Source organism: Fructobacillus evanidus, from assembly GCF_963580165.1.
GTDB lineage: Bacteria > Bacillota > Bacilli > Lactobacillales > Lactobacillaceae > Fructobacillus > Fructobacillus evanidus.
This window is the reverse complement of sequence record NZ_CAUZLM010000003.1, coordinates 105736-117151: the sequence shown is the minus strand read 5'-3', so window position 1 is coordinate 117151 and position 11416 is coordinate 105736. Positions and strand designations below refer to the sequence as shown.

General features: G+C 43.3%; 13 protein-coding genes. 2 read left to right on the top strand and 11 right to left on the bottom strand.

Features of this window, described 5'->3' with window-relative positions; all coding sequences use genetic code 11:
• Positions 1-135: 135 nt before the first annotated feature.
• On the bottom strand, positions 136-972 hold the full coding sequence (hisJ, locus tag AABI08_RS02915) for a histidinol-phosphatase HisJ (protein ID WP_338343824.1): 837 nt from the start codon (positions 970-972) through the stop codon (positions 136-138).
• 320 nt (positions 973-1292) lie between these two features.
• Positions 1293-1433: a hypothetical protein gene (locus AABI08_RS02910; RefSeq protein WP_338343825.1), complete on the bottom strand. Its 141-nt coding sequence runs from the start codon at positions 1431-1433 to the stop codon at positions 1293-1295.
• A gap of 328 nt (positions 1434-1761) precedes the next feature.
• On the opposite strand from AABI08_RS02910, the gene AABI08_RS02905 reads away from it, so the two are divergent.
• Positions 1762-2139: a hypothetical protein gene (locus AABI08_RS02905; RefSeq protein WP_338343826.1), complete on the top strand. Its 378-nt coding sequence runs from the start codon at positions 1762-1764 to the stop codon at positions 2137-2139.
• 44 nt (positions 2140-2183) lie between these two features.
• Here AABI08_RS02905 and AABI08_RS02900 read toward each other — a convergent pair whose 3' ends face one another.
• The 9 genes from AABI08_RS02900 to AABI08_RS02860 all read right to left on the bottom strand — a co-directional run bounded on the left by AABI08_RS02900 (position 2184) and on the right by AABI08_RS02860 (position 10501).
• Positions 2184-2489 carry a DUF2316 family protein gene (locus tag AABI08_RS02900; RefSeq protein ID WP_338343827.1) on the bottom strand — a complete coding sequence of 102 codons (306 nt, stop codon included), beginning with the start codon at positions 2487-2489 and terminating at the stop codon, positions 2184-2186.
• A 21-nt stretch (positions 2490-2510) separates the two neighbouring features.
• On the bottom strand, positions 2511-4070 hold the full coding sequence (locus AABI08_RS02895) for a DHA2 family efflux MFS transporter permease subunit (protein WP_338343828.1): 1560 nt from the start codon (positions 4068-4070) through the stop codon (positions 2511-2513).
• Complete coding sequence (locus tag AABI08_RS02890; RefSeq protein ID WP_338343829.1) at positions 4067-4609, bottom strand: PadR family transcriptional regulator; 543 nt, start codon at positions 4607-4609, stop codon at positions 4067-4069. The genes AABI08_RS02895 and AABI08_RS02890 overlap by 4 nt, the downstream gene beginning before the upstream one ends.
• A gap of 238 nt (positions 4610-4847) precedes the next feature.
• Complete coding sequence (locus tag AABI08_RS02885) at positions 4848-6794, bottom strand: copper-translocating P-type ATPase (protein ID WP_338343830.1); 1947 nt, start codon at positions 6792-6794, stop codon at positions 4848-4850.
• A gap of 34 nt (positions 6795-6828) precedes the next feature.
• A complete protein-coding gene (locus AABI08_RS02880; RefSeq protein ID WP_338343831.1) occupies positions 6829-7098 on the bottom strand; it encodes a cupredoxin domain-containing protein in 270 nt (89 codons plus the stop codon).
• 54 nt (positions 7099-7152) lie between these two features.
• Entirely contained in the window at positions 7153-7524 is a 372-nt protein-coding gene (locus tag AABI08_RS02875) for a cupredoxin domain-containing protein (RefSeq protein ID WP_338343832.1), read from the bottom strand.
• On the bottom strand, positions 7491-8000 hold the full coding sequence (locus AABI08_RS02870; RefSeq protein ID WP_338344243.1) for a CopY/TcrY family copper transport repressor: 510 nt from the start codon (positions 7998-8000) through the stop codon (positions 7491-7493). Before AABI08_RS02870 ends, AABI08_RS02875 begins: the two co-directional genes overlap by 34 nt.
• 168 nt (positions 8001-8168) lie before the next feature.
• The gene (locus AABI08_RS02865; protein WP_338343833.1) at positions 8169-9221 is read right to left on the bottom strand and encodes a 2,3-butanediol dehydrogenase; all 1053 of its coding nucleotides are present in this window, start codon (positions 9219-9221) and stop codon (positions 8169-8171) included.
• A 227-nt stretch (positions 9222-9448) separates the two neighbouring features.
• Positions 9449-10501: a 2,3-butanediol dehydrogenase gene (locus AABI08_RS02860; protein WP_338343834.1), complete on the bottom strand. Its 1053-nt coding sequence runs from the start codon at positions 10499-10501 to the stop codon at positions 9449-9451.
• Between the two features lie 405 nt (positions 10502-10906).
• Here AABI08_RS02860 and AABI08_RS02855 point away from each other — a divergent pair, with 405 nt between their 5' ends.
• Entirely contained in the window at positions 10907-11374 is a 468-nt protein-coding gene (locus AABI08_RS02855; RefSeq protein WP_338343835.1) for a DUF2798 domain-containing protein, read from the top strand.
• Positions 11375-11416: the final 42 nt, after the last annotated feature.

The window sequence follows — 11416 nt, the reverse complement described above, 5'->3', positions numbered from 1 at the left end:
TCCCTGTACAGTTGACCAATAACTACTTGTCTAACTTCTGCGTGTTACTATTAAGTTATTCTCATTCTATAACTTTATTTTTCTTTGTCAACACTTTTTATCATTATTTTTTAATCTAATCAGATAAAATACTCATTATTTTTCATTAATAATCGTCGACAGCTCATTATAGGCCAGGCCCAAATCCGCGACCGCGTGGGCATCCGATCCATAAGTCATTGGTACCTGTAACTCGACAGCCTGACGTAAAATCTTTGCATCAGGGTAGCTTTCACCACAAAATTCCTTGCGCAATCCCGCGGCATTCACGTCTAATTCATAACCCTTTGCTAGAATGCTTGTCAAAATAGCTGTAATCTTCCGTTGATTCTCTTGGTCAAAATCAGGAAAGCCAAAATATTTCTGAAATTTACGAATCAGCGTGATGTGGCCAATCCGAACCGGTGTTGACAAACCCGTGTCGAATTCAATACTTTGCTGAACCGCAGTCACGTATTTGTTAAATAGGACCTGTGGATTCTGTAATTCCACTGGAAAAAATTGCTTCAGTTGGTCAGTGTCGTAATCAATCGGGCCAATCAAGCCACTACTATTTCTTAAAAAATGCACTGACAAGACGATTTCATCGATCCAATTAGCATTTTCTTGCAAAAATGCTTTCGTTTCAGCCTCATAGCCCGGTAAATAATCAACCTCAAAGCCCTGATGAATCCGAATTTGATTCCCATATTTCTCTTTCACCCGAGCGACTTCTGCTTTATAAGCAGTCAATTCGCTGGCTAGCATGGCCGAGTCATCATCCTGACTTCTTGGCCCGGTATAAGCAGCTAAAAAGGCATCTGGTAAAGGTGCATGCTCCGTCACCACATAATCGGTAAAACCAAGTTCGATTGCTCGCTCAAGATATAAGTCAAGGGGCTCTTGACTACCGTGGTGGGAAAACCGCGTATGCGTGTGACCATCTTTCTTCATCGTCTCAAAGACTCCTTCTCATTTTTTCTTCATCAAGACTAATAAAACATCACCATGCTATCATATTTGCCAAGAAATTGGTACTTTTGCTCAAAAAAACATCTTTTAAAAGAAATCAGGTTCAATCATGCCCCTAGACCCGAAATCTAACCGTCAATCCAACTCGACCGCCGCCCCTTTAATCAAAAATCACCATGGTCCAGCTGATTTTTAAGCACTAAAAAACCCCAAAAGCGTAGAGCTTTCGGGGCACAGTCCATACGACTGCAAGAGTTTAACTTGTTGTTGTAGGATGAATTTTTTGTGACTTCGCTTCCATCCTAACCCGGACTAACCGTGTTAGCCTCGCGTTTCATAAAGGAGAACGCTTGCAAGGATTTGGCGTTTGCCAAGGAATTGTTTACGATTGCTGAGTTTTTGCCCAACATCATCTTTGTGTTCAGAGAAAACTTGTTCTTCATAGACAGTACCTCCAAGAATTTATTCCTTTAGGAAACGGCCGGCCATTTCCTTAATTGAATTATACAACGCTTTGTCAAAATAGCAACATTAATTTTTAATTCTTTTTTTGACAGCTGTAATCGTGCTTTCATCGATTCCTCATGAAAACATGGTAGATTGATTGCCGCTAAACCACCTACTGAAGGCATCTTGATATCAAAGTCTCCATACCCTTCCTCTTATTTAGTGCTATTACAATTGTTATTTGATTAACTTTGCATTTTGTTGAGCAATCGTGTTAAAATCGTACCTGGATTCAAGAGAAGTACAAATTAAGGAGAAAATTACTTGTTTAAAAATCGAAAGAAAAATCCAATGTTTCTGCTATCATTGATGCCTTTAGCATTAATTGAATTGTCTGGTCATCTCAGTCGAGTTGAAAATAATTTGGTCTTCAGCCTCTTTGTTGCTGTCGCGGCGATTGCCCTTTTGCCATTGCGCAAAAATAGCCAAAGTGACAACTTGGTTCGCCCACGCTATTTCAAGTTGATGACCATTATTTTAACTGGTGCCTTTGCCTTTTCGGGTAATTTTCTTTACCAGCAAGAAATTGATTGGCAAATGGCAACACAAAATAGTGTCAGCGTTTACCCAGTCTTCATCGCACTAATCCTATTGCCGGCGGTACTGGTATACCTGCTCGAATGGCACACTCATAAAAATTAACACAAAAGGCCAACACTCAAATTTGAGTGTTGGCCTTTTTTTACTTATTGAGGCGCGAGAACACCGCTTTGAATGCGTCGCTGCTTCAAAAACCAGTAATCCTCCGGATTACCAACAAGCGCCGTAAACGCCACTGGCTCTCGCCCCGCTAAGCGAATTTTTTCTTCTAAAAAGCATTTTAAAATCCAGGGTTCTTCAATATAAGCTGGTTCCAACGCCAAAACAGCTTGTAAATGCGCCGGCGTCGTCTGTAAAGCCTCTGCCACCTGATCAAGCGACCAATTCAGAATCGCAAAATTTTCTTGCAGTTCTTTTCGTGTCGCTACTTGCTCAGCTATTGTCAATGACATTGAATCCCCTCCCAATTTTTCTTAGTTTTCCTTTTTAGCAGGATCTTGCAACAAGGCGAAAGCCAAAACCGAACCGACGGCGGTAATCAAAAGTGAAGCAACCGTCACGCCGCGCATACCGGCAAAGAAAGCATTGTCAGTCACAGCCTTCAAGGTCGAGTGAAATGGTAAGTGCGTCATCTTGGTGCTAGTCACAAAGGCTTGGCTAGCAAATGGACCAGCATCGATTAAGGCGTGCTTAATCGATGCAAGAGCTTCTGCAGGAACACCGGTAAAGGTCATATGGTTGTTCAAATAGTTGTCATACTGATTTGTTTGAGACAGTCCAAGGATGACGACACCAAAGGAAACCCCCAATTGACGGAAGACGTTAATCAATCCAGACGTCATGCCGATTTCTTCAGGTTTGGCACCGGCCAAACCAGCAGTATTCAATAACGGGTTAATCAAAGCATTGGAAATTCCCAACAAAGCCATTGGTACAATTAAATCAGTATAAGCTAACTTAGTCGTCATTGCGTTTAAGAAGACCAAGAAGGACAAGGCAGACAACAACAATGAGCCAGAAATCAGCTTACGCGTTGAAAACTTGCTACTCAAGTAACCCGTCACTGGGCCGAGGAAGAGTGCCCACATCGTTAATGGAATCTGACGGACACCAGTACTAAAGGCTGAATAACCCATATAGTTTTGCATCAAAGACGTCAAGAAAACGTTATTCGAATAAATAGCAGACCCTAATGCAAAGGCAACAAAAACCGCTCCGACAAAGTTCTTGTTCTTAAAGAGTGCCAGATTCATCATTGGCTTGTCAATCTTTAGTTCAACAACGATAAAGATAGCCAATAAGATCACGGCAGCTAGCAACCACAAGGCAATCTTAGGACTTGTCCAGGCTAAATGTGGGTTATCTTCCTTTTGAATTAAGCCAAAGACAGCTGAAAAGATGGCAACGGCTGATAATAACATACCCGCAAAGTCAATCTTTTGTCCCTGACCATAGCTTGGTGTTTCGGCTACCGTCAACCAAACTAAGATGGCTGCAAAAATACCAATTGGCACATTGACGTAGAAAATGGCTGGCCAGCCAAAGGCCTCAGACAAGATGCCACCAATCAAAGGACCGGAAACGGTTGAAAGCCCCATGACAGAACCCAAGATTCCCATGGCAAAGCCACGTTCCTTCCCTTCAAAAATGGAAGCAACCAAAGCCATTGAGATGGTCATCAATCCACCACCACCAAAGGCTTGCACGGCACGGCCGATGTCCAAGACTAGCAAGCTCGGTGCTAATCCGTTCACTCCGGAAGCGACCACGAAGATGATCATACATGTCAGAAACATCTTCTTGCGACCATACATATCGGCCAACTTTGACAAAACTAAAATCACGACAGCGTATGAAATGGTATAAGCACTAATGACCCATTGAACATTACTAAAAGTCGTATGAAAGCTCTTCACCATTGTTGGCAGGGCAACGTTGACGATGTTCACATCCAACAAGCCCATAAAGACACCCAAAGATAAGGCTAAGAGTGCCCACCAGCGCTTTGCCGAGCGCTCGTTTGTATTATTCATATTTCATTCTCCTTTAACTCTTGCAGAGATTCATCAATCCAGGCCAGCTTAGCTAACGCCAGGTTATCCTTTAAGGTGATCGTTTTCAGCCCCCACCGGTAAAAATCAGTTCGTTCAGGATGGTCTTTCGTCTCTTCTCGATAGTGCGTTGACAATTCTTGATAGACATTGCGATCCGTTAAAACGGCATTGCGATAATCAGACAAAATTTCCATCTGCTTATCTTTTGCCAAATACGAAAAGGACCGGAACTTAAAATGATAGGAATTATCGCGATTGGCATCCTGAGCAACCGGCTCGTTGATTAATTCGATTAGTCGCTCTTGACCTAACTCGGTAATATGAAAAATTTTTGAATTACGGACATTCCCGTCGACACTTTTGATAAAGCCGGCCTTTTCCATCCGATTTAGAACCGGGTATAAAACACCATTTGATATCTTGCGTCTGGGTACCACCGTTGAGCCCAACACAATGGCGAGCTTATAGCCCGACATATCACGTGAACTTAACATTGATAAAATCAACAAATCGTACATCAACAGCCTCCTTTTGATGAATTTTCTTTAACAAGTCGAAATGACAGGTCGTTTCGACTTATCAACCAAAAATACTATACACCCATTTCAAAAAAAGACAAGACTTTCAGACCAACTGAGAAAAAATCGGTTGAAAATGATATGAACCCCCGAAATTTAGGATTCATCTGCCAAACAAGAAAAAGTAGCCATAAAACAAAAAAAGGATGGTCATCGCTAAGATGATCAATCCTAATTTTTATGCTAAAGCTTTCTTGGCAGTTAAAGTTTTTAACTTTGTTTTGTTCAAGAGCAGTGAGCTGGTGACAACCGATAGCGAACTAAAGGCCATGGCAAGTCCGGCTAATTCAGGGCTCAAAATAAAGCCGATACCATAGAAGAGCCCCGCTGCAACAGGAATTCCCAAAACATTATAGACAAAGGCCCAGAATAAGTTCAGCTTAATCCGATTAAAGATTTTGGCACTCAACTCAATGGCTGTCGCCACATCCTGCAAATCATTCTTGACCAAGATAATGTCCCCAGATTCAATGGCAACATCCGTCCCGGACCCCATTGCAATGCCGACATTGGCAGTTGAAAGTGCCGGTGCATCGTTGATTCCGTCACCAACAAAGGCCACAGCCCCATCCTGCTGGAAGGCCTGAACATGATCCGCCTTATCGTTTGGCATCACTTCCGCAATCACCTGGTCGATGCCAACTTGGTCAGCAATTGCTTCGGCAACCAGCTGGTTATCGCCAGTTAACATAACTGTTTTCAGGCCGCGTGCCTTCAAGTCAGCAATTGCCTTCTTCGAGCTCGCCTTTGGCGCATCTTGAATGGCAACCAAACCGATAACCTGATCTGCTTCACCAACCAAGACCACGGTTTTGGCTTCCGCCTGTAATTCTTCCATCTTCTTTTGCAAATCAGAATCAATCTGGCGCTCGGCCAACAAACGAGTATTCCCAACAAAGGCCGTTTGACCGTTCACTTCCCCTGTGACGCCCTGCCCTTCAATTGCCGCAAAATTTTTGGCACTCTCTTGGTTATTCAAACCTAATTTTTCGGCATAATTCAAAACGGCGATTGCCAAGGGATGTTCTGAATTCTTTTCCAATTGCCCAGCTAAGGTCATAATCTTTTCTTCTGGACCAATGACATCAGTCACCACAGGTTGACCAACCGTAATCGTCCCGGTCTTATCAAAGATAACCGTCTTCACCTGGTTCACAGCTTCCAGTACTTCACCGTTCTTAATTAAGATACCGTGCTTCGCACTCAAGCCAGTACCAACCATTAGTGCGGTCGGTGTCGCGAGCCCCAATGCACAAGGACAAGCAATCACTAAAATGGAAATGGCGAAGACCAACGCCGTTGACAAAGCGGAGCCAAGGAAGACATACCAAATCAGAAAAGTGGCAATCGCCAAAATCAAGACAACCGGTACAAAGATACTTGAAACTCGATCCGTCAAATTCTGAATTGGTGCCCGACTGGTTTGAGCCTTTTTCACCATCTCCACAATCTGAGAAAGCATCGTTTCTTCACCAATCTTGTCGGCCTTAAAGACGAAGGAACCGTTAGTGTTGATGGTGGCGCCGATGACAGCATCGCCCGCCTTTTTCTCGACCGGCATACTTTCTCCAGTTACCATTGATTCATCAATCGTTGACTGACCATCAACAATGGTTCCATCCACGGCGATTTTTTGTCCGGGTAAGACCTTAATCAAATCACCGGTGACTACCTGATCTAATGGAATCGTGACTTCTTGCCCATCACGAATGACGACGGCATCCTTTGCCTGAAGGTCCAACAATTTTTCAACGGCGCTGGAAGCATTTTTACGCATCCGTTCCTCGAACACTTGCCCCAACAAGATAAAGGTCACGACCAAGGCCGCCCCTTCGAAAAAGACTGGCTGCCCAGCAATCATGGCGTAAATACTATATAAATAAGCCGTCGTCGTCCCAATCGCAACAAGGGTATCCATGTTTGAGTGATGCTTTTTAAAGGATGACCAAGATGACTTCAAAAATGGTGCGGCAGATACTGCCATGACAATCGTCGTCAGTCCAAATTCCGTGATGGTGCCACCCGGTAAATGGAAGCCAAAGGGCATCAAAACCATCTTAACGAGCATCGGTACTGAAAAAATCAGAGCAATCACAAAGCGCCGACTGGTTGTCAATTTTTGCATGTGTTTTTTTACCTCTTAACTCAATTAAATTGCCTTATTGAACGATAACCTTTCCCTTGACCATGTTCATGCCACAAGCAAATTCAAATTCGCCGGCCTGGTCAGTTGGGATGGTAAAGCTGATTTCTTCGTTCAATGGCAACTTTGATTGGAAATCAAAATCATGTGATTGAACCGTGTCTAAACAGCCGCTTTCACTGACGCGCTTAAACGTTAAGGTTGCTTGGTCGCCCTTTTGGAAAGTTACCACGTTTGGTTGGTATTGTCCGTCAACTGTTACTGTTTGTTCTACTTTTTCTGTCATGATTAACCCCTTTTTATACGTATACTTATTAATTTTATCTTGATATGGAAACTTTTATTCAACAGTTACCTGACCATGGAACATATCCATTCCGCAAGCCCATTGGTATTGACCTGGTTGGTCGGTATTGATTTTCAACGACACTTTTTGTCCTTGTGGCAACTCCTGGTTAATGCCAAAATCGGCAAAAACCACGTGGTCCAAACAACCAGAAGGATCAGTCCGAGTGAAATTCAAGGTTGCTGGCACTCCCTGCTTCAAGACAATATGCTCAGGCGAATAGCCACCGTCGACTTGAATATCGATAGTCTGCTCCTGGTCATCAAGAGTCGCCGCTGCACTCTCAACCTTATGTTGACCAAAGAACCACCAAATAATGAATGCAATCGCCGCTAGACCAGCCGCCATAACCAAAATTTTATCCATAAAATACTCCCTTTGCGAGCACTGCTTGCCAGTTCGTCAATTTTTTGTCTTAATGATGGGACCATTGCGCAAGAATCATCATCTTCATGAAGGCAATGACAAGCGACCTGGTCAGGCGCACTGGCTTCGCGTTCATCAAGAATCGCTCGGATATTTTGAATATCCGTTTTGCTTAATGGTTCGTCTTTGATGAGTGCCGTTAAGAGCGTCCCCTTATAGGCATCACAAACGGAATCAAAGAACCGGTTAGCGTTATAGTCGGTTGCCTCATTTTCAGCCACAACTGGTACGTAGGTAAAGACTTTTTCTGATTTGTCGACTGCAATCATTTCCTTATCCGTTAAACGTCGAATTAACGTTTTAATCGTTGAGGCTGACCAGTCATGCGATAACTGGGCTTCTTCAACAATTTCACGACCCGTTGCCCGTTTCTTCGTCCAAATAATCCGCATAACCGCCTGTTCGGTATCAGTGATGTTAATGATAATCCTGCCCTCCGTTCATCAAAACAAAACGTGTTTACATTTGTAAACAACAAAGTTAGTATAACCTGATGGTTTACATTTGTAAACAGTAAAATAAAAAAACATTCCCAAATTTGGAAATGTTTCTGATTAATCATTGATTAATCGCCCATTCGGGCCTTATTTTTCCTGCGTTAAGTTAATTAAAATCTTTGCCTGCGATTGGTCCGTTGTCAACACATCAAAACCATCCGTGATAATATCATCTAACTTAATCTCGCTCGTAATAATCGGCGCCACATTGATTTGCCCACTTGTCACTAAGTCCACCGTCTGCTGAAAAGTTTGCCGTGAATAAGCAATCGTCGAAGTTAAGTTGACGCCACTATTCGTTAACGCCATTGGATTAAATTGGATGGCAAGGGCATAGATTGAAACCACGACCATATAACCACGCGCTTTTGTCGTTTTGATGGCCTGATCAAAAGTGGCTTGCACACCAGCAATCTCAAAACTTGTGTCTGCCCCCTCCGGCAGTATCTGATGGACTGCTGCCAAGACATCGCTGACTTCACTTGGATTAATGATATCCGTAGCCCCCATTGCAAGTGCCTTTTGCAACCGAACAGCCGACAAATCAACAACGACAATCTTGGTTGCACCGGCCGCCTTCGCAGCCGCTGTAACCATTGCGCCAATTGGACCCGCACCAAAAATCACCACGGTTTGTCCAAAGGTAAGATGGGCTTCCTTAATCGCTTGCACAGCAACCGCAGTCGGCTCAATCACCGCTGCTAATTTCAAAGAAAAATCCTTTGGTAGCGGATACAAGTTTTCAACCGGGACATTGACGTAACTAGCAAAACCGCCATCCGTGCTCAGCCCAATAAAGCTATACCCATCGTACACATCCACATTATCGGGTAGCTCACCTTTAGTAATCGTCGGATTGACAGACACATGGTCGCCAATTTTAAAGTTGTGAACATTTGTACCAACCTGATCAATTTGACCAGAGAACTCGTGCCCCATTGTGATAGGTGCTTGCCCACCAGTTAAGGGATCAGGAAATTCTGTCGGAATAAAGACTGGCCCTTCTAGATATTCATGAAGGTCACTGCCACAAATACCCGCATAGGCTACCTTGACCCGAACCTCATTTTCTTTAGGTTCCGGCAAATCAGTTTCCTCAACCCGCACATCCTTTTTACCATGCCAAATAGCTGCTTTCATGATTGACCTCTTTTCATTGACCGGTCGATATCAACCGGATATTGTGAATTATATATCATGATACAAGTACATTATAGCACTGATTTAAAGAAAAAAATCGTTTTCAACGCTAAATTTGTTTATTATCGAGCAAATAAATGTGAAGATAGTAACCTAATTCTAAGTATCATCCTTCTTCTTGGAACCAACAAAAAAAACTCCCATCTCTGAAAGCTTTTCCTCACCATTTATTTACTTTTGGCCAAGTTCACCAAAATTTTTTCTTCAGAAGGATCATCCATTAGAGGCAATAATCCTTTCTTGAAAAAGTCATTTAGACGAATTTCAGACGTAATCAGCGGTTCAACCTTGAGTTGCCCACTGGTGACTAAATCAACCGTTTGTTGGAAAGTTTGACGTGAATAAGCAATCGAAGTAGCAAGCCGCACGCCGGCATTCATCAGCTGTCGAATATCCAAACGGATTGGCTGTGGGAAAATCGAGACAACGACAACAAAGCCCCGCGGCTTCGTCACAGCAATTGCTTGGTCAAAGGTTTCCTGAACCCCTGCCACCTCAAAGGAGGCATCCGCTCCGTTTGGTAAAATTTGGGCGATACTTTGCTCAACATCAATAACCTGGCTCGCATTAATCGTATCCGTCGCCCCCATTTCGCGGGCCTTTTGCAGGCGGACTTCTGAAAGGTCAACAACAACAATTCTCGAAGCACCTGCCGTACGGGCAACCTCTGCCAGCATTGCACCGATTGGACCTGCACCGAAAATCACGACCGTTTGGCCGAAGTCCAAACCAGCCTCTTTTACCGCTTGTACGGCCACCGCTGCTGGTTCCATTATAGCAGCCGCTTTTAATGAAAAATTCTGTGGCAAATGATAAAGATTTTGAACTGACACGTTCGCATAGGGTGCTAACCCACCGTCCTTGCTCAGCCCAATAAAGCTATAACCATCATAAACATCGACGTCGTCCGGAGATTCTCGCTTGGTAATTGCAGGATTGACCGCCACGTGATCACCCACCTGAAAATCGTAGACATCAGGTCCAACAGCTTCAACAACTCCCGAAAATTCATGGCCGAGGACGATTGGCGCCTCTTCATTTGTCAGCGGATCAGGGAAGGTCGTTGGGATTAAGACCGGTCCTTCTTGATATTCATGAAGGTCACTGCCACAAATACCCGCATAGGCTACCTTAATCGTCACTTCGTCGTTGGCAAGTGGTTTAAGGTCCACTTCTTCGATTCTGATGTCTTTGGCTCCATGCCAAACAGCTGCCTTCATGTAAAACTCCTGTAAAAATCAGCGAACTCATCGCATCAATGTTGCAATAATATTCCAATGTAGTTACATCATAGCAGGAATTTGGACATTTGTCATTACTTTGACGCTGACCGTTTTCTAAATATCAACCAAAGTCACGTTTCGTTAAATCAACATTAACAAGTACAACAGAACACCGAACCATCATGGTCTTTTTAATGAAATCGGACAACAAATAATCATCTTGATTTTAAGCATTTATCGAGTATTTTTACCAAAATAAGCAATTAATTTAGATTGAAGAAGACTTTATTGATTGCTATTTTATTTTTGAAATAATCTTCTAGTAGTTCTCATCAAATTCTTACTTACGAGAAAATTTTTTATATGCTAAGTTGGAATTACTAAGAAAAGGAGCATTGATTAATGCCACGTAATTTTAAAGAAGAACTGATTTTCATGTTGATGATGGCCGGCCTAATGGTCTTAGGCATGTCCATTTACAATATCTACCTCGCCCAGGGACTAACGGATGGTTTCTGGCACGAAGTCGTCGTTGGCTACCCCATCGCCTTAATTGTTGCCATGGTTTGCGACGGTTTCCTCGTTGGTCCCTTAGCTAAGATGCTGACCTTCAAGCACATCGTCCCCCGCTTCAAAACAACGGATGGCCTCCAGATTCCACTGACCATTTCCACGCTAATGGTTTTGGGCATGGTCACTTGCATGTCCCTCTTTGGTGTTTTAATCAACGGTCACTCGCTGTCAGCTTATCCAAAGGCTTGGATTTTTAACCTACTTTTGGCCTTGCCAATGCAAATCCTAGTCGTTGGACCAATTGCTCGAGCTGTTTTAGCAAAGGTCCAAGGATCAGTTACGCCGGCTAAAAACTAAGCCACACAATGTTTAATTAACGAAAAAAGTATCCATCACTGC

Bases quoted from the DNA above. Each gene is read 5' to 3' on its own strand.
- AABI08_RS02885 (WP_338343830.1), bottom strand. From the start codon at position 6,794: ATGCAAAAATTGACAACCAGTCGGCGCTTTGTGATTGCTCTGATTTTT.
- AABI08_RS02895 (WP_338343828.1), bottom strand. From the start codon at position 4,070: ATGAATAATACAAACGAGCGCTCGGCAAAGCGCTGGTGGGCACTCTTA.
- AABI08_RS02865 (WP_338343833.1), bottom strand. From the start codon at position 9,221: ATGAAAGCAGCTATTTGGCATGGTAAAAAGGATGTGCGGGTTGAGGAA.
- AABI08_RS02875 (WP_338343832.1), bottom strand. From the start codon at position 7,524: ATGGATAAAATTTTGGTTATGGCGGCTGGTCTAGCGGCGATTGCATTC.
- AABI08_RS02900 (WP_338343827.1), bottom strand. From the start codon at position 2,489: ATGTCATTGACAATAGCTGAGCAAGTAGCGACACGAAAAGAACTGCAA.
- AABI08_RS02860 (WP_338343834.1), bottom strand. From the start codon at position 10,501: ATGAAGGCAGCTGTTTGGCATGGAGCCAAAGACATCAGAATCGAAGAA.
- AABI08_RS02855 (WP_338343835.1), top strand. From the start codon at position 10,907: ATGCCACGTAATTTTAAAGAAGAACTGATTTTCATGTTGATGATGGCC.
- AABI08_RS02910 (WP_338343825.1), bottom strand. From the start codon at position 1,433: ATGAAGAACAAGTTTTCTCTGAACACAAAGATGATGTTGGGCAAAAAC.
- AABI08_RS02890 (WP_338343829.1), bottom strand. From the start codon at position 4,609: ATGTACGATTTGTTGATTTTATCAATGTTAAGTTCACGTGATATGTCG.
- hisJ (WP_338343824.1), bottom strand. From the start codon at position 972: ATGAAGAAAGATGGTCACACGCATACGCGGTTTTCCCACCACGGTAGT.
- AABI08_RS02880 (WP_338343831.1), bottom strand. From the start codon at position 7,098: ATGACAGAAAAAGTAGAACAAACAGTAACAGTTGACGGACAATACCAA.